The sequence below is a fragment of the Aeromicrobium camelliae genome (assembly GCF_003850045.1).
Lineage (GTDB): Bacteria > Actinomycetota > Actinomycetes > Propionibacteriales > Nocardioidaceae > Aeromicrobium > Aeromicrobium camelliae.
The window spans coordinates 61,170-86,522 of the sequence record NZ_RQJX01000010.1 but is presented as its reverse complement, the minus strand read 5'-3'; the positions used below and the strand labels follow the sequence as shown (position 1 = coordinate 86,522).

The 25,353-nt window shown below is 69.5% G+C and carries 19 protein-coding genes; 14 read left to right on the top strand and 5 right to left on the bottom strand.

Annotation, left to right across the window (positions count from 1 at the left end):
• Positions 1-24: 24 nt before the first annotated feature.
• The 3 genes from EHW97_RS08900 to EHW97_RS08890 are packed head-to-tail and all read right to left on the bottom strand — an operon-like array spanning position 25 to position 4,987.
• On the bottom strand, positions 25-1,224 hold the full coding sequence (locus EHW97_RS08900; protein ID WP_124236814.1) for a metal-dependent hydrolase family protein: 1,200 nt from the start codon (positions 1,222-1,224) through the stop codon (positions 25-27).
• Positions 1,221-2,945 carry a hydantoinase B/oxoprolinase family protein gene (locus EHW97_RS08895; protein ID WP_124236813.1) on the bottom strand — a complete coding sequence of 575 codons (1,725 nt, stop codon included), beginning with the start codon at positions 2,943-2,945 and terminating at the stop codon, positions 1,221-1,223. Before EHW97_RS08895 ends, EHW97_RS08900 begins: the two co-directional genes overlap by 4 nt.
• The gene (locus tag EHW97_RS08890; RefSeq protein ID WP_124236812.1) at positions 2,945-4,987 is read right to left on the bottom strand and encodes a hydantoinase/oxoprolinase family protein; all 2,043 of its coding nucleotides are present in this window, start codon (positions 4,985-4,987) and stop codon (positions 2,945-2,947) included. The genes EHW97_RS08895 and EHW97_RS08890 overlap by 1 nt, the downstream gene beginning before the upstream one ends.
• A gap of 109 nt (positions 4,988-5,096) precedes the next feature.
• On the opposite strand from EHW97_RS08890, the gene EHW97_RS08885 reads away from it, so the two are divergent.
• The 5 genes from EHW97_RS08885 (at position 5,097) to dusB (ending at position 10,294) form a co-directional block, all read left to right on the top strand.
• Positions 5,097-5,438 carry an antibiotic biosynthesis monooxygenase family protein gene (locus tag EHW97_RS08885; protein ID WP_124236811.1) on the top strand — a complete coding sequence of 114 codons (342 nt, stop codon included), beginning with the start codon at positions 5,097-5,099 and terminating at the stop codon, positions 5,436-5,438.
• A gap of 109 nt (positions 5,439-5,547) precedes the next feature.
• Positions 5,548-6,552 carry a sugar ABC transporter substrate-binding protein gene (locus EHW97_RS08880; RefSeq protein WP_124236810.1) on the top strand — a complete coding sequence of 335 codons (1,005 nt, stop codon included), beginning with the start codon at positions 5,548-5,550 and terminating at the stop codon, positions 6,550-6,552.
• Positions 6,545-8,089: a sugar ABC transporter ATP-binding protein gene (locus tag EHW97_RS08875; RefSeq protein ID WP_124236809.1), complete on the top strand. Its 1,545-nt coding sequence runs from the start codon at positions 6,545-6,547 to the stop codon at positions 8,087-8,089. Before EHW97_RS08880 ends, EHW97_RS08875 begins: the two co-directional genes overlap by 8 nt.
• Before the next feature lie 4 nt (positions 8,090-8,093).
• A complete protein-coding gene (locus tag EHW97_RS08870) occupies positions 8,094-9,068 on the top strand; it encodes an ABC transporter permease (protein WP_124236808.1) in 975 nt (324 codons plus the stop codon).
• A gap of 80 nt (positions 9,069-9,148) precedes the next feature.
• Complete coding sequence (gene dusB / locus EHW97_RS08865) at positions 9,149-10,294, top strand: tRNA dihydrouridine synthase DusB (RefSeq protein WP_166367457.1); 1,146 nt, start codon at positions 9,149-9,151, stop codon at positions 10,292-10,294.
• Between the two features lie 16 nt (positions 10,295-10,310).
• On the opposite strand, the gene EHW97_RS08860 is transcribed toward dusB, so the two are convergent.
• Together EHW97_RS08860 and EHW97_RS08855 are read right to left on the bottom strand one after the other, a co-directional pair.
• Positions 10,311-11,729 (bottom strand): PH domain-containing protein, encoded by a 1,419-nt coding sequence (locus EHW97_RS08860; protein WP_124236806.1) that lies wholly within the window; start codon positions 11,727-11,729, stop codon positions 10,311-10,313.
• Complete coding sequence (locus tag EHW97_RS08855; protein WP_124236805.1) at positions 11,722-12,207, bottom strand: PH domain-containing protein; 486 nt, start codon at positions 12,205-12,207, stop codon at positions 11,722-11,724. Before EHW97_RS08855 ends, EHW97_RS08860 begins: the two co-directional genes overlap by 8 nt.
• Before the next feature lie 98 nt (positions 12,208-12,305).
• On the opposite strand from EHW97_RS08855, the gene EHW97_RS08850 reads away from it, so the two are divergent.
• From EHW97_RS08850 to EHW97_RS08810, 9 genes are all read left to right on the top strand, one after another.
• Positions 12,306-12,503 (top strand): hypothetical protein, encoded by a 198-nt coding sequence (locus EHW97_RS08850; RefSeq protein WP_124236804.1) that lies wholly within the window; start codon positions 12,306-12,308, stop codon positions 12,501-12,503.
• Positions 12,504-12,595: 92 nt separating this feature from the next.
• Positions 12,596-16,132 carry a chromosome segregation protein SMC gene (gene smc, locus EHW97_RS08845; protein WP_124236803.1) on the top strand — a complete coding sequence of 1,179 codons (3,537 nt, stop codon included), beginning with the start codon at positions 12,596-12,598 and terminating at the stop codon, positions 16,130-16,132.
• Entirely contained in the window at positions 16,132-16,560 is a 429-nt protein-coding gene (locus tag EHW97_RS08840) for an acyl-CoA thioesterase (RefSeq protein WP_124236802.1), read from the top strand. Before smc ends, EHW97_RS08840 begins: the two co-directional genes overlap by 1 nt.
• Positions 16,561-17,055: 495 nt before the next feature.
• Positions 17,056-18,486, top strand: a complete 1,431-nt coding sequence (locus EHW97_RS08835; protein ID WP_124236801.1) for a cytochrome ubiquinol oxidase subunit I — start codon at positions 17,056-17,058, stop codon at positions 18,484-18,486.
• Between the two features lie 11 nt (positions 18,487-18,497).
• Positions 18,498-19,502, top strand: coding sequence for a cytochrome d ubiquinol oxidase subunit II (gene cydB / locus EHW97_RS08830; protein ID WP_124236800.1), 1,005 nt, complete (start codon positions 18,498-18,500; stop codon positions 19,500-19,502).
• The gene (gene cydD, locus EHW97_RS08825) at positions 19,492-21,102 is read left to right on the top strand and encodes a thiol reductant ABC exporter subunit CydD (RefSeq protein WP_243696362.1); all 1,611 of its coding nucleotides are present in this window, start codon (positions 19,492-19,494) and stop codon (positions 21,100-21,102) included. Before cydB ends, cydD begins: the two co-directional genes overlap by 11 nt.
• The gene (cydC, locus tag EHW97_RS08820) at positions 21,099-22,715 is read left to right on the top strand and encodes a thiol reductant ABC exporter subunit CydC (protein WP_124236799.1); all 1,617 of its coding nucleotides are present in this window, start codon (positions 21,099-21,101) and stop codon (positions 22,713-22,715) included. Before cydD ends, cydC begins: the two co-directional genes overlap by 4 nt.
• Positions 22,716-22,724: 9 nt before the next feature.
• Positions 22,725-23,915 (top strand): signal recognition particle-docking protein FtsY, encoded by a 1,191-nt coding sequence (ftsY, locus tag EHW97_RS08815; protein WP_124236798.1) that lies wholly within the window; start codon positions 22,725-22,727, stop codon positions 23,913-23,915.
• A 128-nt stretch (positions 23,916-24,043) separates the two neighbouring features.
• Entirely contained in the window at positions 24,044-25,351 is a 1,308-nt protein-coding gene (locus EHW97_RS08810; protein ID WP_208001966.1) for an ammonium transporter, read from the top strand.
• The last annotated feature ends 2 nt before the right edge of the window (positions 25,352-25,353 follow it).

Genomic DNA, 25,353 nt, shown 5'->3' with positions numbered 1-25,353 from the left:
CTGGCGGTAGCGGGCGCGATCGCGTCAGCCGACGACGACGCCCCCGTGGATCACCGTCCGGGGACGGGCGAGATCCCACATCACGCTGACGTCCTCGTAGGGGTCCGCCGAGAGCGCCACCAGGTCCGCGGGTGTCCCGACGTCCAGGGAGCCGAGCTCCGGACGTCCGATCAGCGCGGCGTTCACCACGGTGACGGAGCGCAACAGTTCCTGCGGTGTCTGCGCCTCGGACTGCAGTCGCAGACCGTGGAGCTGGTCGTCCTCGAGGTCGCCCATGAGGTCGCTGCCGAAACCGACGGGCACGCCGGCGCGCGCGGCGAGCTCGATGGCCCCACGACCGGCATGCAGGACCTCGGCGTTCTTGGCCTGGCCGACGGCCGAAAGTCCCGCTTCAGCACCGCGACGGCTCATGGAGTCGTAGGGCGCCAGGGTCGGTACGAGGGAGGCGCCGTGCTCAGCCATGATCCGTGCGGCCTCCTCGTCGATGAGGTTGCCGTGCTCGATCGACCGGACCCCGTTCGTGACAGCGTGGATGACCGCCTCGCTGGAGTACGCATGAGCCGCGACGTAGCTGCCCCGGCGAGTGGCCTCGTCGGTCACCGCCTGGATCTCCTCCGCCGAGTACTGCGGAACCCGCAGCGGGTCCGTGGGGGAGACGACACCGCCCGACGCCATGATCTTGATCGCGTGAGCGCCTTGTCGGAATCGGTCCCGCACGGCACGCCGCAGATCGTCGACACCGTCGACCACCTCGTTCATGTGGCCGTGTCCGAAGCACAGGTCGAGATCTCCCGGACGAGGGTCGCCGTGGCCGCCGGTCTGGCTGAGCGCCGCGCCGGTGTAGAGGTAGCGGGGCGCGACGAACAGACGCTCCTCGATGGCCGACGCGATCCCCGGGTCGCCGCCCGCGACATCACGGACGGTCGTGAACCCGCGCCGCACCGCCGCCCCGAGGCGAAGGGTGGCGTTGACGGCGACGTAGCTGAGCGGTCGCAGTTCGAGCTCCAGCCCACCGAGACACGTCGAGTACGCGTGGAAATGGGCATCGATGAAGCCCGGTACGACGGTGGCGCCGCCCAGGTCGACGACCTCGGCGCTGACGGTGCCGACGTTGCCGACCTCGGCGATCGTCCCGTTCTCGACGAGGAGATCGCCCTCCACGACGTCGCCGGTCGCGGGATCGAGGAACCGCCCCGAGCGCAGGACGAGATCGGTGCCGGTCATGCGGTCGCCCGGGCAGCCTCGCGGCGCTCGGCCGTCGCGGTGTGGTCGATCGTGAACGCGTCGTCGATCACCACGCCGTAGAGCTCAGCGGCCTTGTCCCGGCTGACGAACCCGTCGATGACGTCCTCCAGGACACGCGCCGGGTCACGCTCGAGCGGGTCGCCGTAACCGCCGCCACCACCGGTGATGTTGGCGAGCGTGGTGCCGGCAGGCCGCGGGTACGTGCCGCCCTGGAGCACGCGCTCCTCGCTGGTTCCGCCGTCGAGGACGATCCTGGCCGGCACCGCTTCCTGGCCACCCTCGAGTGCCCACGGCGCCGACTTGGTCTTGTACACCAAGCAGATGCCGGTGGAATCGGCCTCGAAGCGGTACGTGCGGTTGACGCCGACGCCGCCGCGGAAGCGGCCGGCGCCACCGGAGTCGGGCACGTACCCGTAGGACTCGATGAACAGCGGAGCCTTCATCTCCAGCACCTCGACCGGGTTGTTGCGGCAACCGGGCTCGGACAGGTGCATGATGCCGTCTTCGCCATCGCCGCCTGCGTGGGCGCCGAAGCCGACGGCCTCGTTGGTGGCCTCGAGCCACGCTTCTCCCGTGCGCGGATCGGTGCCCCAGCCCATCATCGACGAGACGTCACCACCCGAGCACGCCGGAATCCGGTCGGGCATGCCCTGTGCGAGCGCCTTCAGCACGACCTCGCCTGCCAGCAGACCGGTCCAGAGTGTGAACGTCGGCATCGGGTGCACGGCATGCATGACCGAGCCGGGTTCGGTGACGACCCGCAACGGGGCGAAATTGCCCGCGACCACCGGACTGTCGGGAGTCGTGATGGCCTTGAACACGAGGCTCGACAACGCCTCGGTCTGACCCACGGGCAGATTGATGGGGCCCTTGACGTCCGTCGCGCTACCCGTCCAGTCGACGATCATCTCGTCGTCGGTGATGGTGACCGTGGCCTTCATCTTGACGAGCGTGTCGCGGTCGATGCCGTCGCTGTCGACGAAGTCCTCCGCGCTCCAGGTGCCCTTCGGCAGCTTCGCGAGCGCGAGCCGAGCGAGTTTCTCACCGTGCTCGTTGATCGCGACCATGGCGTCGAGCAGTTCCTGCGTGCCGTACTTGGCAGCGACCTCTTGCATCCGCCGCACGCCCGTGACGCAGGCCGAGACCTGGGCCTGGATGTCGCCGATGGTCCGCTCGGGCATCCGGCTGTTGAACCGGATGAGGTTGAGGATGTCGTCGTTGGGTTCACCTGCGCGGTAAAGCCGGCTTGCCGGAAAGACCAGACCCTCTTCGTACGCGTCGACCGAGTCCAGCACGTAGCCGGGGTTCTTCTGCTTGAGATCCAGCACGTGGATGCGGCACGAGGAGAACCCGATCAGTTCGCCGTCGACGTGGATCGGCGCGAACACCAGCGGATCGAGGGTGTGGGCCGAGGACCAGTACGGGTGGTTGACGATGAACACGTCGCCCGGCGCCATGTTCTCGGCACCGACGTACTCGATCGACTTCTTGATGCCGTGATCATTGCCGCGCGTGAAGATCGCGATGCCCGGAGCGTCCGCGACGACGTCACCGTTCGCGTCGTGCAGGCCGATGCCGTAGTCGTGGATCTCGTAGACGACGGTGTTGTAGGCGGTGCGGCACAGGTTGCGCGCCATCTCCTCCGCGCCGGCCAGCAGACTGTGTCGGATGACCTCGAGGGTGATCGCGTTGCTGCTCATCAGTTCTCTCCTTCGGCCTTGATGTGAATGACGAGCTCACCGAGCGGACCGACCACGAGGCGATCACCCTCGTGCATGACGGTGGTCGCGGTGTGCTCGGCGATGACGGCAGGTCCGGCGATCTCGTCTCCGGCGAGCAGCGACTCGCGGCTGAAGACCCGGTACTCGCTCGGAACGCCGGTCGTGTGGACGTCGCGACGGCTGATGGGTTCCGGTGCGCCCTCCGAGCGCTGAGCCATCCGCGGCCACGACGGCTTCTCCACGACGCCGGTGGCCTTGAGCCGCAGGGTGGTGATCTCGACCGGATCGCTCATCGTGTGGCCGTAGAGGCGGTGGTGCAGCACCGCGAACTCCTCCTCGATGGCCGCGATGACGTCCGCCGCGTCCTCGGGGTAGACGACGGTGGCGGAGTGCTCCTGGCCGGCATAGCGCACGTCCACGGTGCGCTGATAGGTGCGGTGCGTCGGGCCGAAGCCCTCCCGGTCGAGCGCCTCGGCGGCCTCGACCTCCATGGCACCGAACGCGTCGGCGAAGAACGCGGGGTCGACCTCGCGCAGCGGCCGCACGGAGGTCCGCGCGAAGTCGTGCTGCACGTCTGCCATCAGCATGCCCAGCGCCGAGAACGCGCCCTGGCCCGGCGGCACGATGACGCGCGGGATGTTGAGTTCGCGGGCGACGTCGACGGCAACGAGGCCTCCGCCACCACCGAAGGACATGAGCGCGAAGTCCTGCGGATCACGGCCGAGTTCGACGGTGATCGCGCGGACGGCGCCCACGATCTTCATGTTGGCGATCTGGACTGCGCCGCGCGCCAGTTCCTCGACCCCCATACCGAGCCGCTCGGCCACCGTCGCCAGTGCCTTGTCGGCGAGCTGCTCGTCGAGCTGGAGGTCGCCACCGAGGGCGACGTCGGCACCGAGGTAGCCGAGCGCCACGGCGGCGTCGGTGAAGGTGGGTTCGGAACCGCCGCGGGCGTAGGCGGCCGGTCCCGGATCCGCCCCTGCGCTCTGCGGGCCGACCTGAAGGGCGCCGGCTTCATCGAGCGAGATGATCGAACCGCCGCCGGCGCCGATCGTGTGGATGTAGAGCGAGGGGGTGTTGATCGGGAGACCCTCGAACTCCGCCCCCTGGTACATGACCGGCTCGTGGTCGAGGACGAGCGAGGCGTCGAGGCTCGTGCCGCCCATGTCGATGGTGATGATGTTGGGCTCGCCGAGTTCGTGCGAGAGCGCAGCGGCGCCCACGACGCCGCCGGCGGGACCGGACAGGATCAGGTTGACCGGCTGTTCCGCCGCAGCCTGCGCGGTCATCGCCCCGCCGCCGGAGCGCGACATCAGGAAGCGGCCGTCGAAATCGCCGCCGGCCAGTTCGTCGGAGAGCTCACGCAGGTAGTTGCGAACGATCGGCTTGATGTAGGCGTCGAGGACCGCGGTGCTGGTGCGCTCGTACTCGCGGTACTCGCGGGAGAGCTCGTGCGACAGCGTCACCTCGACGTCGGGCGCCACGCGGGCGAGGACCTCGCCCATGGCGATCTCGTTGGCGGGATTCGCGTAGGCGTGCAGGAACCCGACGGCGACGGCCTCATAACCGCCCTCGGCGATCTCGCGGGCGACGCGTTCGGCGTCGGCGACGTCGAGCGTGGTCTTGACGGACCCGTCGTAGAGGGTCCGCTCGGTGACCTCGAAGGTGTCGCGACGGCGGACGAGCGGAGCCGGCTTGCGATAGGTGATGTCGTACATCGCCCGGCGATCCGTGCGCCCGAGCAGGTAGACGTCCCGGAAACCGCGCGTGCCGATGATCGCCACCCGAGCACCAGTGCGGGTCAGCAGGGAGTTGAGTCCGAGCGTGGTTCCGTGGTTGAACGAGGCCACCTCGTGAAGCGGGGCCTCGGCCTTGACGAAGGCGTCGAGGACGCCGCGCTTCGGGTCACGCGGGGTGGTGGGAACCTTCTCGAATCGCAGGACTCCCGTGGTGGGATCCAGTTTGACGACGTCGGTGAAGGTCCCGCCGACGTCGATGGAGATGCGGGTACTCGGGGACATGTTCCTCTCCCGGTCGGTGGTCACGATGTGAGTAATATGTCACACCGCACTAAGCCGTGGCGAGACCCGAAGCACGGTTTTTTACACGACTGTCACATGAGGAGCCCGCATGATCCGCACCATCTTGACCTTCCGGCCGGCGCCGGAGGCCATCGCCGAGATTGAGAAGATCTACGCCGCCGGCGACGTGCTGGCCTATTCGCTCGAGCAGACCCGCGCCCTCGCCTCCGAGCTCGCGGTCGGGATCGACGACGCCGATCGGCCCGAGGTCGTCGTGACCGCCCTGTGGCCCGACGAGGCCGCGTACCAGGAGTGGCTCGACCACCCGCGCCGGGCCGCGGTCGCCCCCGGCCTGCCCGAGTTGGTGGGACCCGTGGGCGCTGCCCGGCGCTATGAGGTGCGTCAGCGGGTCGTGAAGAACGAGGACGGCAGTATCGGCCGCGATGCCTGAGGAGCAACGAGGATTTAACACGAAAGTGGTGGTGCGATGACGTGTCGTAGGTAATATGTCACACACCAGTGGGTGAGGCCCACGCCACACGGAAGGTACAGAAAGCACTATGCGCAGACCGCACAGCATGGTCCTCGGGGCGTCCGCCTTGGTAGCGACACTCACTCTGAGCGCTTGTGGGGCCGACGGCGGGGGGTCGTCCGACGGGTACCAGATCGCATTCCTCGCCGCCTCGAGCCAGAACGGCTACAGCCAGGCCGTCTACGAGGGCATCAAGCAGGCCGCGGAGGACGCCGACGTCGATGTCTCGGTGAAGATCCTCGACGGCCAGTTCGACGCCAACACGCAGCTGTCACAGTTGCAGAACGCGACCACGACGGGTCAGTACGACGGCGTCATCGTCGTTCCGAACGACGGACCCAGCCTCGCTGCGGCGTTCCCGCTGCCCAACGACATGCCGGTCGCCACCGTGCTCGCGCCGATCGGTCCGGACATCAACGAGATGGAGCCGCAGGTCGAGGGCGTCACCACCACCGTGGCGGTTCCTCCGGTCGACGCGGCGACCAAGCAGGCCGAGCAGGTCGTGGACTACTGCGCCGAGATCGATCCGTGCAAGGTCGTACTGATGCTGGGTCAGCTGGACACGCCGCTCGACACGGCGCGTCGTGAGGCCTACGAGAAGGCCTTCGCCGGAAACGACAACATCCAGGTCGTGGCGACCGTCGAGGGCGGGTACGACCGCGACAAGGCGATGACCTCGATGGCCAACGTCCTGCAGTCCAACAGCGATTTCAACGTGCTGCTCTCGAACGCCGACCAGGACGCCCTGGGCGCGACGCTCGCAATCGAGGACGCGGGCATTGACCCCTCCAGTGTGTTCATCACCGGCGGCGGCGGCACGAAGGAAGCGGTCGAGAACGTCAAGTCCGGACGGTGGGCGGCTGACTACCTCAACTTCCCGGTGAGCATGGGCAGCGCCGCGATGGAGCAGGTCCTCAACGCGCTCGAGGGACGCGACGTGGAAAGCTACGTCAACGCCGACGAGGTCGGCGGCACCGAACCGTACGCGACCAAGGAGACGCTCGGTGACTTCGTCGGCGAGTGGAATGGCTGAGCAAGTCCAGCCGACGGCCGGGCCCTCCACGGAGGGCCCGGCCGCCTTGGTCGAGGTACGAGGCGTCTCCAAGCGTTTCGGGGGCACGCTCGCTCTCGATGATGTGAGTGTCGTCCTCCGCCCAGGCGAAGTGCACGCCTTCGTCGGTGAGAATGGTGCGGGAAAGTCCACGCTGGGAAAAGTGGTCGCCGGCATCTACACGCCGGACGCAGGAGAGGTCTGGGTCCGTGGCCAGCACGTCGACCGCTGGGACCCTGCCCGGGCGCAGTCGGCCGGGGTCGCGATGATCGCTCAGGAACTCGCGCTGGTTCCTGAGCTCACCGTCGCTCAGAACGTCTTTCTCGGCATCGAGGAGCACCGCTGGGGCATGCTCCGCGGGAGCCTCGCCTCGCGTTACCGCGCGCTCGATGCTCGAGTGGGGTTCGGGCTCGACGGAAGCGCCGTGGTCGCCGAGCTCAGCATCGCCGATCAGCAGAAAGTCGAGATCCTCCGGGCGCTGGCGCGTGACGCCAAGGTGATCGTCATGGACGAGCCGACGTCCTCGCTGTCGGCGCAGGAGACGGCCCGTCTTCACGACGTCATCGCCGCACTGTGTGCGCAGGGCTGTGCCGTCGTCTATGTCTCGCACTTCCTCGATGCTGTGCTCGAGGTCAGCGATCAGGTCACCGTATTGCGCGACGGCGTGCGGATCCTGTCCCGTCCGGTGGCCGGCATGTCGAAAGAGGACATGATCGAGGCGATGCTGGGGCGCAAGCTCGAGTCGGTGTTCCCACCCAAAGCGCCACGCCCCGAAGCCGTCGAGCCGGTGTTGCGCGTCGAATCGCTCGCCACCGACACCGGAGTGGTGGACGCGAGCCTCACGATCCGGCCCGGTGAGATCGTCGGTCTCCTCGGACTGGTGGGCAGCGGCCGCTCGGAACTGGCGCGTGCCCTGTTCGGAGCGGACGCCCGCACCGGCGGATCGGTGTGGTTCGACGGACGCGAGCTACCGCAGCGCTGGTCGATCTCCGACGCGGTCGGCGCGGGCATGGCGTTCGTGCCGGAGAGCCGCCACCACGACGGCCTCGTCCTGGACCGCTCGGTCCGCGAGAACGTCTCGCTCGCTCATCTGGACCGTTTCTCCTCGACGGGCGCCTTGTCGAGTCGCTCCGAGAAGGACGTCGTGCGCCGCACGATGGAGGACCTGGAGATGCGGCCCCTGGCGATCGAGTTGCCTGTCGGCGGGTTCTCCGGCGGCAACCAGCAGAAGGCTCTGCTGGGACGCTGGCTGCTCGGCGAGCCCACGCTGATGATCCTCGACGAGCCGACGCGCGGTGTCGACGTGGGAGCGAAGCGCACGATCTACCGCGCGATCGCGGACATGGCGGCTCGAGGGATGGCCGTCCTGGTGATCTCGAGCGAGCACGAGGAAGTGCTCGGTCTCGCCCACAGGGCGTACTTGGTGAGCGGCGGCCGCACTGTCGCAGAAGTCGACCCGGACGCCGTGTCGACCGACGAAATCGTGAGGACGTTGTTCTCCGTCGAGGACGAGGAGTAAGACCATGGCAACCACAACCGCTCCGTCGTCGCGTGCCTTCAGCGGTCGCGACGCCCTGCTGTTCATCCGCGACTACGCCGTCCTACTGCTCATCGCAGTGCTCGTCGTGGTGCTGGCGGTGGTGTCGCCGTCGTTCTTCTCGGCGGCCAACCTCATGAACATCGTCAACCAGAACGTGCCGCTCGCGATCATCGCGGCGGCCGGCACGTTCGTCATCATCTCGGGCAACTTCGACCTCTCGACCGGCGCGATCTTCAGCGTCGGCGCGGTGGTCGCGGCCTACGTCGCGGTGGAGACCCAGAACCCCTGGCTCGCCCTGGCCACCGCTCCGCTGTGCGGTCTCCTGCTCGGTCTGCTCAACGGCGTCGCCGTCACGACGCTGAAGGTGCATTCGTTCCTGGCGACGCTGGCGACCAGCATGGTGTTCAGCGCGATCGCCGTGCTCATCACGAAGGGCTCGCTCATCACCGTCTCGGTCGACGGGTTCAGCGAACTGGGCCGCGGCCGGATCGGGATCGTGTTCTACGCCGTCATCGTGATGATCGTGTTCGTGGCTCTGTTGTGGTTCCTGCTGAACGGGACCGTCTTCGGGCGTCATGTCTTCGCCGTCGGCGGCAACCAGCACGCCGCTGAGCTGTCCGGCGTGCGGGTCTCCCGGCTCCGGCTCTCGGTGTTCGCGCTGAGCGGTCTGGCGGCCGGACTCGCGGCAGCGATCGGCGTGTCGCGTATCGCGAGCGGTCAGCCGCAGGTGGGCCTGGGTATGGAGCTCGACGCGATCGCCGCCATCATCCTGGGCGGAACGAGCATCAACGGCGGCATCGGCGCCGTCTGGCGTTCGGTCGCCGGTGTGTTCCTCATCGCCCTCATCGGCAACGGGTTCGACATCATGAACCTCAACCCGCAGCTCAAGGATCTGGCGACCGGCGTCATCATCCTCGCGGCGGTCGGGTTGTCCGCGATCGGCGGCCGCCGCCGCTGAGCGGAGGCCCTGATCACGGCCGCGACCCTCGGCGAGGGTCGCGGCCGTCGCCGTTGTCTGCTCTTGCGACACTGGATCCCATGCCCACCGCCACCCTTCCCGACCGGCTCGTGCTCGGCGATGTCGAGGTCGACACGCCCGTCGTGCTCGCTCCGATGGCCGGTGTCACCAACGCCGCGTTCCGCCAGCTGTGCGCGGAGCAGGGGGCGGGGCTCTACGTCTGCGAGATGATCACCTCCCGCGGCATCGTCGAGGGCGACCGCACCAGCCTGTCGATGCTGACGTTCGCGCCGAACGAGAAGGTCCGGTCGGTGCAGCTCTACGGCGTGGATCCGCGCACGGTCGGTGAGGCCGTCCGCATCCTCTGCGATCAGCACGGGGTGGACCACGTCGACCTCAACTTCGGATGCCCGGTCCCCAAGGTGACCCGCAAGGGCGGGGGAGCGGCGTTGCCGTGGAAGGCCACGCTCCTCGGCCAGATCCTCACCGAGGCGGTCAGCGCCGCGGCACCGTACGGCGTGCCGGTCACGATGAAGACCCGCAAGGGCATCGACGACGACCACCTCACCTCCCTCGACGCCGGCCGCATCGCCGAGGACACGGGCGCCGCGGCGATCGCCTTGCACGGACGTACGGCCGCGCAGCACTACTCCGGGCGGGCCGACTGGTCGGCCATCGGTGAGCTGAAGGCCGCCGTCACTTCCATCCCGGTGCTCGGTAACGGCGACATCTGGGAGGCGTCCGACGCCATCGCCATGGTGGCGCAGACCGGTTGCGACGGCGTCGTCGTCGGGCGCGGGTGCCTCGGCCGGCCCTGGCTGTTCCGCGACCTCGCCGCCGCTTTCGCTGGAGAGACGGTGCAGGAGCTGCCCACGCTGGGCGAGGTCATGCAGGTCATGCGCCGCCATGCCGAATTGCTGGGGGACTGGCTGGGCGAGGAGCGCGGCTGCGTCGAGTTCCGCAAGCACGTGGCCTGGTATCTCAAGGGCTTCCGTGCCGGCAGCCGCGTGCGCGAGAGCCTCGGCAAGGTGTCGTCCTACGCTGCGTTGGACGCGCTGCTCGCCGAGCTCGATCCGACCGAGCCGTACCCGGTGTCGGAACTGGGCAATCCGCGGGGCCGGCAGGGGTCTCCCAAGAAGGTGCACCTGCCCGAAGGGTGGCTCGACTCGCGCGAGCTCGTGGGCAGCGTCGACGCCGCCGCCGAGGACGCCACCAGCGGCGGGTGACGCCTCGCCTGAGTCCTCAGTGCTCGTCGGTCACGACCGGGGGCGCGGAGGCGGCCGACGGTGGCGGGAGATCGCGGGCGCGGTCGAGCTGCTCGAGTGCGACCGCACGCGCGGTCGGCGCCTCGAGATGTTCGCCGACGGCGTCCACGGGACCGGGCGGGGTGTGGACCTCGACGCTGGCCACATTGCGCCAGCGCTGGAGCGGGCCCTGGCGCAACGCCACGGACTGCGTCTTGTGGTGCGGCACGAGATCGGTCGTGCGCTGAATCCACCCCTCCTGGGCGAGGAAGGTCCGCGGTGTGGCGCCGACCCATCGGAACCGCCATCCGATCGGCGCGAACAGCCACGAGCGGGGCGAGGCCGGAACGCGTAGGACCGCGTCGGGGTCCGACAGCGGGATGAGCTCCTCGGCGACGGCGCGGGCGAGCTGGGGGTCGGCGATCGGGAGCAGCGTCGTGTCGGAGACTCCGCTCTCCTCCTCCGAGGACACCCCGTATCCGGCGACGTCGACGGACAGCCGTTGCCACCCGATCTTGCGCCACAGGAAGGGTTCGACGACGGCGATGCCCTGGACGCGTTCGAAGGGGATCGTCTGGGAACTGCGGGACAGCAGCCCCCGTTCGATCCGCAGGCCGCGCGCGCCGCGCGACAGGGTGAAGTTCCACTGCGCGATGACGCGCGTGCCGACGATCTGCACCACCCAGAAGCCCGCCGGGATGATGCCGCCGAGCAGCGCCCACGCGTCGGGGATGATGAAGCCGGCCGCCAGTAGCAGGACGACGGCGCCGGCGGAGATGAGGAAATCGAGCGAGAGCAGCGTGCCGACGATGATGCGATCGGGGGAGACCACGGCGATGACCGTGCGTTGCTCCTCGGCGATCGGCTGGCCCTCGTGCACGTCGGTGCCGTGGGCCCGCGACAGCAGGACGCGGCGCAGTTGACGGGCTTCGTCGAGCCGCAGGAACCGCAAGGTGGTGCGCGACTCGCTGCCGCCGGCCATCTCCATGTGCAGCTCGGCGAGGCCGAAGAGACGCGCGAGGAACGGTTCGTCGATGTCGACCGACTGCAGGCGCTCGTAGGGGATGCGGCGCGACGTGCGGAACACGACCCCCGACTCGATCCGTGCCTCCATGCCGTCGATGAAATAGCGGGTGAAGCGCCAGCGCAGGTAACCGGCTACGAGTCCGATGACGAGGCCGCCGACGACCGCGGCCGCCAGGCTCAGCAGGCCGCGGACGACACCGAACCCCTCGCCGTTGAAGAAGGCGTTGAACAGGCCGATCGCGCCGCCTGCGGCCCACAGGCCGCCTTGGACGACCGCCGTCAGCGGGTGGGTCCGGCGACCCTCGGTCTGGGCGCCCTCGGGCACCGCGGGGGTACCGGAGGCCTCCGGGGGCCCCAGCGGCAGGTCGGTCTCGTCGTGCGGTTCAGACACCGGCGCCTCGCGAGTCGCCGAGTTCGGTCAGCCGGTTGCGCAGTCGGTTGGCCTCGTCGATCGGGACGCCCGGGATGCCCGCCGCCGTCTTGGTGCTGGCCGTGTGCAACGTGACGGTCGCGAAGCCGAAGTGCCGCGCGACGGGACCGGCCTCGACGTCCACGAACTGCATCCGGCCGTAGGGGACGGCGACGAGGCGGCGGAACATGATGCCGCCGCGGACCACGAAGTCCTCCGGCGCCTCCGTATAACCCCAGCTGCGCTGATTGCGCGGAGCCCACCACCACACCCAGACCGCGACCATCACGCCGACGACGACGAGCGGGATACCCGCCCACCAGGCGATCAGAATGGCGAGAACGACGCCGATCAGCGCCAGAACGGCGCCGACGATCGCGCCCACGATGGTGCGGGCGACGGCCAGGCGCGGCGAGACGCCCACCCAGTCGCCGGTCGGGGACGTGAACAAGTCAGACACCGTTCCACCCTATTTGACCGTCCTCGCGAGGCGGTGAGATACTGGCAGATGGCAGTCATCGCTGCCTTTCCATCTGCATCTTCCTGCAAAGGACAGTCATGGCCAAAGCGCTCGTCGGTTACCTGGCAGGCCCGTCGTACGATCATGCCGCCCCCGAGCTCGCCCGGCTTCGCCGCCGCGTCGCCGACCTCGAGAACGAGGTCGCCCGACTGAAGGCCGAGAACGACGGCCTCGTCGAGGCGCTCGGTTCGCGTGTGGACGATGTCAGCGAGCTGCTGGAGCCCGTCACGCGCTGATCGCTGCGGCGACACCCGGACGGCTCCCTGGAGCAGGGGGCGGTCCGGTCTAGGGTGAGCCCTAGCAGTCCAGTCCGCCGTCAGGAGCCGTGGTGTACCTCAAGACCCTCACGCTGCGGGGCTTCAAGTCCTTCGCGTCGTCGACGACGCTGCAGCTCGAGCCCGGTATCACCGCCGTGGTCGGTCCGAACGGCTCCGGCAAGTCCAACGTCGTCGACGCCCTCTCCTGGGTCATGGGAGAGCAGGGGGCCAAGTCCCTGCGCGGCGGCAAGATGGAGGACGTCATCTTCGCCGGCACCGCCGGCAGGCCGCCGCTGGGCCGAGCCGAGGTCGTCCTGACCATCGACAACTCCGACGGCGCCCTCCCCATCGACTACACCGAGGTCACGATCTCGCGGACGATGTTCCGCAGCGGCGGCTCGGAGTACGCGATCAACGGCAACACCTGCCGCCTCCTGGACGTGCAGGAGCTCCTCAGCGACTCCGGCATCGGCCGCGAGATGCACGTCATCGTCGGACAGGGACAGCTCGACAGCGTGCTGCGCGCGACCCCCGAGGAGCGGCGCGGCTTCGTCGAGGAGGCCGCGGGGGTGCTCAAGCACCGCAAGCGCAAGGAGAAGGCGCTCCGCAAGCTGGAGGCGACGCAAGGCAACCTGACCCGGCTCGGCGACGTGCTCACCGAGCTGCGCCGCCAGCTCAAACCGCTCGGCCGCCAAGCCGAGGTCGCGCGCAAGGCCGCCGTGATCCAGGCCGACGTGCGCGACGCCCGGGCACGACTCCTCGCCGACGACATCGTCGCGGCGCGCGACACGATGGCCACGGAGCTGGCTGACGAACAAGCCTTGAAGGAGCGCCGGACGGCGGCCGAGACCGCGCTGCGCGAGGCCCGCGAGGCAGAGGCGCAACTCGAACAGGCGTTGGCCGCCGACGCGCCGACCCTCGCCACGGCCCAGGAGACCTGGTACGCCCTGACGAGCCTGCGCGAGCGGTTCAACGGCATGGCCGGGCTCGCCCGCGAACGCATCCGGGTCGCGGAGTCCGAGGCGGACGACCGGGTGCCGGGGCGGGACCCCGACGAGCTCGAGGCCGACGCGCGCCGGGCCCAAGAGGAGTACGCGGCGCTGCAGCAGTCGGTCCAGCAGGCAGCGGAGGCACTCGACGCGGCCATCGCCCGTCGCACCTCGGCGGAGGAGGAGTACACCGCCGAGGAGCGACGGATCGCCGGGTTGTTGCGCGCCGCCGCCGACCAGCGCGAAGGCCTCGCCCGCCTGCATGGGCAGCTCAACGCGCTGAAGAGCCGTGCGGCCGGGGCCGACGAGGAGATCGGCCGGCTCGAGTCGTCGGCGGCCGCCGCGCGCGAACGTGCCGCGCAGGCGCACCGCGAGTTCACCGCTCTCGAGAGCCAGATCGCCGGTCTCAGCGCCGGCGAGTCGGGGCTCGACGAGGAGCTCGAGGCCGCCGAGACCCAATTGGCCGAGGCTGAAGCGACGGTCGAGTCGCTCACGGCGCGCCGCCACGAGGCCGAGCGCCGCCACGACGCGCTGCGGGCGCGCACAGAGGCGCTCGAACTCGGTCTCTCGCGCAAGGACGGCGCCGGCGCGTTGCTCGCCGAGCCCGACGCGCTCGACGGCCTCCTGGGTTCGGTCGCCTCGCTCATCACGGTTCACGCCGGCCACGAGGTCGCCCTCGCCGCCGCGCTGGGAGCCGCCACCGACGCCTTGGCCGTCGCCGACGTCGACGCCGCCATCGGTGCGATCGAACGCCTGCGCGGCGACGATCTCGGCCGCGCCCGCATCGTCGTCGGAGGGGCGGCGGACCACGCCGGCGCATGGCCGCAGCTTCCGTCCGGCGCCCAGTACGCGATCGACCTGGTCGATGCTCCCGCGCCTTTGCGTCCGGCCCTGCGACGGCTGCTCGACAGAATCGCCGTCGTCGACGACCTGGCCGCTGCCCGCCAGGTGGTCGCACAGGTGCCCGAGGTTCAGGCGGTCACCCGCGACGGTGATCGGCTCGGCTCCCATTTCGCCGAGGGCGGTTCGTCCGCGAGTCAGAGCCTCATCGAGGTCACGGCGGCGCTTGACGAGGCTGAGGCCGAGCTGACGGAGGTCAAGGCCACCCTGGACCGACTTCGCTTCGAGGGCGAGCAGGCGGACGAGGCGTTGACGCAGGCGCGCGAACGCGTCGACGCCGTCCTCGAGCGGCTGCACGAGTCCGACGCGACGATGTCCGCCGTCGCCGAGAAGCTCGGCGAACTCGGCACCACGAGCCGCGCCTCCACCGAGGAGGCTGAACGACTCGAAGCGTCCATCGCGCAGGCCAAGGCGGCACGTGAGCAGGCGATGAGCGGGCTCGCCGAACTCGAGGAACGGGTCGCGCTGGCCGAGCAGGCTCCCGACACCGAGCCCGACACCACCGAGATGGAGCGGTTGGCGGAGGAGGCGTCCGCTGCGCGGCGGGCCGAGACCGATGCGCGGCTCGCGTTGCGCACCGCCGAAGAGCGCGCCCGTGCGCTCGCCACACAGGTCGAGTCGATGCTCGCCGCGGCAGCTGCCGAGCGTGAGGCACGTCAGCGAGCAGCAGAGCGACGTGAGCGACGCCGACGGGAGGCCGCCGTCGCCGCAGCGGTGCTGCGCGGTATCGAGGTGGCGCTCTCACGCCTCGAATCGTCCATCGCTCTCGCGGCGGCACGGCGCGCGCAGATCGAGCAGGATCGTTCGGGGCGCGAGGAGCAGTTGCGGCAGACACGGTCGCGGCTGCGCGATCTCGAGGCCGAGCTCAAGCAGCTCACCGATTCGGTGCACCGCGACGAGATGGCGCGCTCGCAACTCGTGCTCAAGCTGGAGCAGCTGCACGAGCGTGCTCTGCAGGAGGTCGGCATCGAGCCCGACACGCTCGTCGCGGAGTACGGCCCCGATCAACTCGTCCCCGTGGTGGGGGAGGACGACGCCGAACCGGTCCCGTTCGTGCGGGAGGAGCAGGTCAGACGGCTGCGCAACGCCGAGAAGTCGCTCGCGATGCTGGGCAAGGTCAACCCGCTGGCGCTCGAGGAGTTCTCGGCGCTGGAGGAGCGGCACCAGTTCCTGTCCGAACAGCTCGACGACCTGAAGAAGACGCGGCAGGACCTCCTCGACATCGTCGACGAGGTGGACCAGAAGGTCGAGCAGGTCTTCACCGAGGCGTGGCAGGACGTCGAGCGGGAGTTCACCGACGTGTTCAGCCGCCTGTTCCCCGGCGGCGAGGGCAAGCTCGTGCTCACCGACCCGTCCTCCATGCTGACGACCGGCATCGATGTCGAGGCACGCCCGCCGGGCAAGAAGGTCAAGCGCCTCTCGTTGCTGTCCGGCGGCGAGCGATCGCTGGTCGCCGTCGCGTTCCTCGTCTCGCTGTTCAAGGCGCGGCCCAGCCCGTTCTACATCCTCGACGAGGTCGAAGCCGCGCTCGATGACACCAACCTGGGTCGTCTGCTGGAGATCTACGAGGAGCTGCGCGCCACCAGTCAGCTCATCGTCATCACGCACCAGAAGCGCACGATGGAGGTCGCCGACGCGCTCTACGGCGTCTCGATGCGCGGTGACGGCGTTTCGGCGGTCGTCAGTCAGCGCCTTCGCGAGGAAGAGGAGTCGGCGTAGTGGGGGAGGAGCGCCTCCGCGGCGACTACCCGGTCGTCCGCACGATCGGCACGCGATGGGAGGACGAGGACGTCTACGGACACGTCAACAACGTCAAGTACTACTCGTACTTCGACACGGCCGTGAACGGTTATCTCCTCGACGCGACCGGCATCGACATCCGAAGGCTGAACGCTTACGGCATCGTCGCGGAGACTGGCTGCCGGTTCCTGCGCGAACTGCGGTTCCCCCTTCCGGTCGAGGCGGGGCTGGCGGTCACGAAGCTCGGTCGTTCGAGCGTCGTGTACGAGATCGGTCTCTTCCAGGGCGGGTCGTCCGAGCCCGCCGCGGTGGGCAAGTTCGTCCACGTCTACGTCAGGGGAGCCGACCGCGCCGTCACCCCCGTGCCGGAACCGATCCGGTCCGTGCTGGAGCCCCTCACCCGCTGACCCCGCCGCGCGCCACACCACTCCCGGCCCCCGCCCACATTCCTGAACCGCGAGTGGCGCACATTCGCGGCTCCGCCAGCCGGATCGTCGCGAATCTGCACCACTCGCCGGCGTCACGTCGTCCCGGCTGCGGCGAACCCGCACGCCGCCTGCGGATAGCCCGCAGCAGGATCGGCACCGATCTGAGCACAGTACGGGCGTGGAGGTCCTCCGGCACGACACCCACCTCCCGAGCGCGACGCTGTTCGACGCTGAGTGGTGCAGATTCGTCATCGCACGGACCGACCGGGCGCCGAGGTGCACCACTCGCGGAGGTGTGCGGGCGCGCACTCGGCGAGTTGGTGAAGGACGTCACGACGGACTCGTGAAGAATGTCACAAGGGCTTTGAGAAGAATGTCACAAAGTGCCGTTTGTCCTGGCTTTCCAGTCTTTCACCGGCCTACGATCGAGGCGTAGTACAGCGTCGTGCTGCACGGTGAAAGGGAGGATCCGCGATGGAGGTTCTCGACCTCGCGCGCTGGCAATTCGGCATCACAACCGTCTATCACTTCTTCTTCGTCCCGATGACGATCTCGATGGCCTTCCTCGTGGCCATCATGCAGACCGCCTGGCGTCGGACGGGCAACGAGACCTGGCTTCGACTCACCCGGTTCTTCGGCAAGCTCTTCCTCATCAACTTCGCGATGGGCATCGTCACGGGCATCGTCCAGGAGTTCCAGTTCGGGATGAACTGGTCGAGCTACTCACGATTCGTCGGCGACATCTTCGGTGCGCCGCTGGCGATCGAGGGGCTCCTCGCGTTCTTCCTCGAGTCGACGTTCCTCGGGCTGTGGATCTTCGGATGGGACCGGCTCAAGCCCAGCCTGCACCTGGCATGCATCTGGATCGCCGCGATCGGCACGGCGATCAGTGCGTACTTCATCCTCGCGGCCAACTCGTTCATGCAGAACCCCGTCGGCTTCACCTACAACGCAGAACGCGGACGGGCGGAGTTGGAGAGTTTCGCGGAGGTACTCACCAACAAAGTCGTCCTCATCACGCTGCCGCACACGCTCTTCGGCGCGTTCATGGTCGGTGGCGGCTTCGTGGCCGCGGTCGCCTTCTGGAAGCTGGTCCGCAAGCCCGACGGCGACGGCGAGACGTACCGCGGTGCGGTCAAGCTCGGGGCGATCACCTTGCTCATCGCCGGCCTCGGCACGGTCATCACGGGTGACATCCAGGCCAAGGTGATGACCGAGGTCCAGCCCATGAAGATGGCGGCCGCCGAGGCGCTCTACGAGGACGAGCAACCGGCGCCGTTCTCCGTGCTGACGATCGGCACCCTGGACGGACGCGAGCCGATCTTCCAGCTCGAGGTGCCTCGCCTGCTGTCGTTCCTGTCGACCGGTTCCTTCGACGGGGAGGTCCGCGGCATCAACTCGCTCAACGAGGAGTACCGCGAGACCTACGCCGACTCCGGCATCGACGACTTCGCGCCGAACATCCCCCTCACCTACTGGAGCTTCCGCCTCATGATCACGGCGGGGGCGCTCGCCATGGTCGGCGGCGCCTGGGTGCTGTGGTCGATCCGCAAGGGCCGGACACCACGGCTCGGGGCCCGCTCCACGCGGTACCTGCTGTTCACGGCGGTGCTCCTGCCGCTGCTCCCGCTCGCGGCCAACAGCTTCGGGTGGATCTTCACCGAGATGGGCCGTCAGCCCTGGGTCGTCTTCGGCCTGATGCCGACCGCGGCGGGCGTGTCGCCGTCAGTCTCGGCAGCGCAGGTGTGGACGTCGATGCTCGGCTTCACCGCGCTGTACGGGATCCTCGCGATCGTCGAGGTCAAGCTGCTGCTGCGCTACATCCGCAAGGGACTGCCCGACGCGAACCCGCCGGCCGAACGTCCCGACGACGACGCCGACGCGCCTCTCGCGTTCGCGTACTGAGGAGGACACCCATGGAACTCACCACCGTCTGGTTCGTCGCCGTCGCATTCTTGTTCGTCGGCTATTTCGTCCTGGAGGGATTCGACTTCGGCGTCGGCATGCTCGTCGGCGTCCTCGCCCGAGACGACAAGGAACGCCGCGTCCTGGTCAACACCATCGGCCCGGTGTGGGACGGCAACGAGGTGTGGCTCATCGTCGCCGGCGGGGCCATGTTCGCCGCCTTCCCGGAGTGGTACGCGACCTTGTTCAGCGGCTTCTACCTCCCGCTGTTCCTCATCCTCGTCGCGCTGATCGTCCGCGGCGTGGCGTTCGAGTACCGCGGTAAACGCTCCGAGCCGGAGTGGAAGCGGCGCTGGGACGCGATGATCATCGTCGGCTCCGTCATCCCCGCCGTGCTGTGGGGCATCGCCTTCGCGAACATCGTGCGCGGCGTCCCCATCGACGCCGACTCCGAGTACGTCGGCGGTTTCTTCAACCTGCTCAACCCCTACGCGCTCCTCGGCGGCCTCGTCACGCTGAGCGTCTTCCTCGTGCACGGCGCACTGTTCGTCGCGCTGAAGACGGTCGGTGACATCCGCGCGCGGGCGCACCGGATGGCGCAGCGGGTAGGTGTCGTGGCGGCCGTCCTGGCGGTGGGGTTCATCGTCTGGACGGGCTCGATGCATGGCTCCACCGCCGTGTGGGTGCTGGGGGCCCTCGCCGCCGTCGCCTTCGTGGCGGGGCTGTCGGCCTCCCTGGCCGAACGTGACGGCTGGGCGTTCACCGGCACGGCGGTCGCGGTCGGGCTGGTTGTGGTCATGCTGTTCGTGGCGCTCTTCCCGGACGTCATGCCGTCGTCGCTCGATCCCGCGTACAGCCTCACGGTGGAGAACGCTGCGTCGACGTCGTACACCCTCACCATCATGTCGTGGGCGGCGGTGGCCTTCCTCCCGATCGTCATCGGCTACCAGGCGTGGTCCTACTGGGTGTTCCGCAAGCGCATCGGGACCCACAACATTCCGGCCGATGTCCATTGAGCCCCTCGACCCGCGGCTCGTCCGCCGGTCCGCGAGCGTGCGGCGCCACCTCGCGTGGAGCGTCGTGCTCGGGTCCATGACGGCCGTGCTCATCGTCGTCACCTCGTGGTTCGTCGCCGACGTCGTGGCCTCCCGGTTCGCCGGCGAACCGGTGGTGGCGTTGCCGCTGGGCATCGCGGTCGCGTTCGCTCTGCGCGCCACGATCGCGTGGGCGCATGGCGTAGTGGCCGAGCGGGCGTCGGTGCGCGTCAAGCGCGAGCTGCGCGACGAGCTGGTGGACGATCTGCTCGATCCGCGGCGGCTGGGGCCGCGTCCGGAGAGCTCGCGGGTGATGACGTTGCTCGGCCCCGGCATGGACGCCTTCGACGGTTACGTGGGTCGCTTCCTCCCGCAGCTCGCCCTCGCAGTGATCGTCCCGGGAACCGTGATCGCGGTGATCGCAACGGTCGATCTCCTGTCGGCGGCCATCATCGTGCTCACCCTGCCGCTGATCGGCATCTTCATGGCGCTCGTGGGCCTCATGACCCGCGACAAGGTTCAGCGACGCTGGGCGGCGATGGAACGTCTCGGACGTCATTTCGCCGACGTCCTCGACGGGCTCGTCGTCTTGAAGGTGTTCGGTCGCCGGCAGGAGGAGGGGCTGCGCGCGGTGGGAGAGAAGCACCGCAAGGAGTCGATGCGCGCGCTGCGGTTGGCGTTCCTCTCCTCCCTGGTACTGGAGCTGTTCTCGACGATCTCGGTGGCGCTCGTCGCCGTCAGCATCGGCTTGCGGGTGGTCGAAGGACACCTCGGCCTCGCCCCGGCGATGTTCGTGTTGCTGCTCGCCCCGGAGGCCTACCTTCCCGTGCGCCGCGTCGGAACGCTCTTCCACGACAGCACCGAGGGCGCACAAGCCACGGTGGACGTGCTGGAACTGCTCGACCACGAGCGTCACACCGGCAGCATCTCTCCGCCCGTGCACCCGGCCGAACTCGCCTTCGACGACGTCGAGGTGCGGTTCCCCGGTCGCGGCACGCCAGCGCTTCAGGTCGATCGACTCCGCGTGAGTCCGGGTGAATTCGTCGCGCTCGCCGGACCGTCGGGCGGCGGCAAGTCGACCGCGCTGCACGTACTGCTCGGATTCCTCGCCCCGGACCGCGGATCGGTGCGCGTCGGTGGCAGTGACCTTCGTGACCTGGACGTGACCGCGTGGCGCGAGCACGTGGCGTGGGTGCCTCAGGTGCCCGGGCTCGTCGCGGGAACGGTGCGCGACAACGTGACGATGGGGCTGCGGGCGGACGACGACGAGGTGCGCGAAGCACTCGACGCCGCCGGTCTGCCGTTCGAGCTGGACCGGCCGGTGGACGAGAACGCCGCCGACGTGTCCGCAGGCGAGCGGCGACGCCTTGCGGTGGCCCGCGCGCTGCTGCGGGTGCGTCGAGGAGCGTGGCTGTTGCTGCTCGACGAGCCCACGGCAGGGCTCGATGCCGCGCACGAATACGAGATCGTGCGCGCGATCCGCGCGTCCGGGGCGACCGCGGTCGTCGTCGCGCACCGGCCCGAGACCATCGCGGCGGCCGACCGGGTCGTCGCCGTCGCTGCCGCGGAGGAGGCCGCATGAAGGGACGTACTCGACGGCTGTCGCTGGGAATCGCGCTGGGCGTGGCCTCCCAACTCGCTGCGATCGGACTGCTGCTCGCCGCGGCCTGGCTCATCGTGCGCGCTGCGCAGCATCCGCCCGTCCTCTATCTGATGGTCGCGATCGTGGCGGTCCGCGCCTTCGGCATCGCGCGCGCGGTGCTGCGCTACGTGGAACGGCTGCTCACCCACGACGTCGCGCTGAGTGACGCGACCCGGACCCGCGTCGCGGTCTACCAGCAGTTGGACCGGGTGGCTCCGCGTGGTCTCGCCGGCCACCGCCGCGGCGACGTGGTGAGTCGTGTAGTGACTGACGTCGATCGGCTGCAGGACCGGCTGCTGCGGCTGCGGATGCCGTGGTGGACCGGGCTTGCCGCGGCGCTCGTCGTGGTCGGGGTGATCGGGACTATCGATCTGCGCTCGGGTTTCGTCGTCGGCGCCGCGGTGACGGTCAGTGCGGTGGCCATCCGGCTCGCCGTGCCGCGTCTTGCTGCCCGGCGCGGTGGAGGCGCATCGGCGCAAGCGCAAGGCGACCTCGCCGCCGAGGTGTCCCACCTCGTCCTCGCCGGCCCCGATCTGGTGGCCTACGGCGCGGGAGAGCAGGCTCGGGCGGCGGCCCACCGCGCCGTCACCACGCTCGCCTTCGCCCAGAAACGCGGGGCAGGTGCTGCCGGGCTCGCCTCGGCGCTCGTCCTGGCGGTGACCGGAATGGCGGTCGCGGCCCTCGCGGCCTGGTCAGCCGGCTTGCCGGTCGTCGTCGTGGGCGTGGTGCTGCTCGCGCCGATCGCGCTGGCCGAACCACTGGACGCGTGGGGGGACGCCGAGCGACGTCGGCCCGAGGTCGACGCTGCAGCGGAGCGCCTCGACGCGCTGGCGGGCATCCCGGCTCCGGTCCACGAGCCCGCGACCCCGCGCCCGCTTCCCGACGTCTGGGACCTCTCCCTCGCCGATCTCGCGGTCGGCTGGGACACCACGTTGGTGGAGGGGATCGATCTGGACCTGCCGCAGGGCTCGGCCGCTGCCATCACGGGGCCGAGCGGCACCGGGAAGTCGACCCTCGCGCTGACCCTGCTGAAGCTCGTCGAGCCGCGATCGGGGACGATCCGGCTGGGTGGCGTCCCCGTGGCCGAGCTCGCCGGCGACGACGTGCGCCGCCGCATCGGCTATCTGGGGCAGGACGACGTCGTCTTCGACACGACCATCCGAGAGAATCTGCGCATCGCCGCGCCGACCGCGAGCGACGAGGAGTTGCTGCGGGCCCTCGACCGGGCCGGCCTGGGCGCGTTCGTGCGGGCGCTTCCCGACGGACTGGACACCACGGTGGGTGAGCGCGGCGGACGCCTCTCCGGCGGGGAGCGTCAGCGGCTGTGCCTGGCTCGGCTGCTGCTTGCCGACCACCGGATCGTCATCGTCGACGAGCCGACCGAACACCTCGACCGGCCGACCGCGGACGCCCTGATGGACGACATCCTCGCGCTCGTGCCGCACCGCACCGTCGTGGTGATCACGCACGCGCCGGAGGTCCTCGCGCGGTTCGGTCAGGTGGTGACCCTCGGCGCGGAGGCGGTCCCCGCCGTGACGGCCGCGACCTCATAGGGTGGTCGTGTGACCACGGAACTGCTCATCGCCCTGCTCATCGGCGTCGTCGTGCTGGCCGGCGCCGGCATCGGACTTCTCGTCTCGCGCAAGAGCCGCGGCCTGCCGCCGCCGGACGAGCTCGACGCCATCACCGAGCGCACGATCGAGCATCCGGAGGAGCCCGAGCCCGGCCCCGTCGACGACGGGCTGCTCGAGGACGACTTCGTCGAGATCGTCGAGGTGCCGGCCGAGCCGGAGACTCCCGCGGCTCCGGCCGCGCCCGCGATCGAGCGTCCCGAGGCGCCGCAGGGCCGGCTCGTGCGCCTGCGCGCCCGTCTCGCCCGTTCGCAGAGCAGCCTCGGTCGCGGACTGCTGAGCCTCCTCGGCGGCGGCGACCTCACCGAGGACGACTGGGAGGAGCTCGAGGACACCCTGCTGGCGGCCGACGTCGGCGTCGAGCCGACGCGCGAGCTCGTCGACAACCTCCGCAACCGCCTTCGCGTCGAGGGCGTGTCCGACCCGGCACGCGCGCGCGAGATCCTCCGCGAGGAGCTCATCGGCGTGGTCGGTCCCTCGCTCGACCGCTCCCTGAAGTCCACCGGCGATGACGGCAAGCCGGGCGTGGTGCTCGTCGTCGGCGTCAACGGCACGGGCAAGACCACGACCGTCGGCCGCCTCGCGCGGGTCCTGGTCGCCGAGGACAAGACCGTCCTGCTCGGCGCGGCGGACACCTTCCGCGCGGCGGCCGCCGACCAGCTCCAGACCTGGGGCGAGCGGGTCGGCGTCCCGACCGTGCGCGGCCCGGAGGGCGGCGACCCCGCCAGTGTCGGGTTCGACGCCGTCAAACAGGGCATCGCCGACGGCACGGACGTGGTGCTCGTCGACACCGCCGGCCGCCTGCACACGAAGGCCGGCCTCATGGACGAACTCGGCAAGGTCAAGCGGGTCATCGAGAAGCAGGCGCCGGTCACCGAGGTCCTGCTGGTCATCGACGCCACCACCGGGCAGAACGGCCTCACCCAGGCACGCGTGTTCTCCGAGGTCGTCGACGTCACCGGCATCGTCCTGACGAAACTCGACGGCACCGCGAAGGGCGGCATCGTCATCGCCGTCCAGCGTGCCCTCGGCGCCCCGGTCAAGTTCGTGGGCCTGGGGGAGGGCGCGGACGACCTCGCGCCGTTCGACGCCGAAGAGTTCGTCGACGCGCTGCTCGCCTGACATCGAGCCGTAACATCGGCCGCTCGCTCGTCACGTGATCGCAACAGACGCGTGCCGATCGCGAAACGGCGGAACCCCACTGTGGGACAGGGCGCAATCGCGTCCCTGTCGTCCCAAGGGGAGGTTCCATGGATACCGGCCACGCCGCCTGGATGCTGGCGTCGAGTGCGATGGTGCTGTTGATGACGCCCGCGTTGGCGTTGTTCTACGGCGGCATGACGCGCTCGAAGTCCGTCCTGAACATGATGATGATGTCGTTCGGCGCGATGGGCGTCGTCGTCCCGATCTACATCCTGTGGGGCTGGTCCGCGTCCTACGGCACCGACCTGTTCGGTGACGGCGCGGCCGGACTCATCGGCAACCCGTTCGAGATGTTCGGTCTCGCCGACGTCCAGGGCGCGATCGGCGAGGACGGCTCGGGCGCACTGATCAGCGTCGCGTTCCAGATGACCTTCGCGATCATCACCGTGGCGCTCATCAGCGGTGCCATCGCCGACCGCGCCAAGTACGCCACGTGGCTCGTGTTCGCCGGCATCTGGGTCACGCTCTCGTACTTCCCGCTGGCGCACATGGTGTGGGGCGGCGGCTTCCTCAGCGGCGAGGACGGCAGCCTCGCGAGCCTGCTGTACGACGGCGTCGCGCCGATCGACTACGCCGGTGGCACCGTCGTCCACATCAACGCGGGCGTGGCCGGGCTGGTGCTCGCGCTCGTCATCGGCGCCCGGCGCGGCTTCGGCAGCGAGCCCATGCGGCCGCACAGCCTGCCGCTCACGATGCTGGGAGCCGGAATCTTGTGGTTCGGCTGGTTCGGGTTCAACGTCGGCTCCTTCGTCTCCTACGACGACCTCGACTTCGCCGCGTCCTGGGTCGACGAGACCGGGCTGGTCTGGGTCAACACCACCGCGGCGACCGCCGCCGCCATCCTCGGCTGGCTCGTGGTGGAGAAGATCCGCGACGGCAAGGCCACGAGCCTCGGTGCCGCCTCGGGCATCGTCGCCGGCCTGGTCGCGATCACCCCCGCGTGCGGCGCCCTGAGCCCGGTGGGCTCGCTCGTGCTCGGCCTGGTCGCGGGCGCCCTGTGCGCGCTGGCCGTCGGCCTCAAGTACCGCTTCGGCTTCGACGACTCGCTCGACGTCGTCGGCGTGCACCTCGTCGGCGGCCTCGTGGGAACGGTCGGCATCGGCTTCCTCGCGACCTCAGGCGGTCTCTTCTACGGCGACGGGGTGGCGCAGCTGGTGGTCCAGACGGTCGTGGCGCTCTTCGCCGTCGTCTGGTCCGGCGTCGTGACCTTCGTGATCGCGCTCGCGCTCAAGGCCGTGATGGGCTGGCGGGTCGATCCCGACGACGAAGTCGCGGGCATCGACTTCGCCGAGCACGGCGAGTCCGCATACGATCTGGCCAGCACTGGCGGAACCACGTTCAAGACGGGAGCCTGACG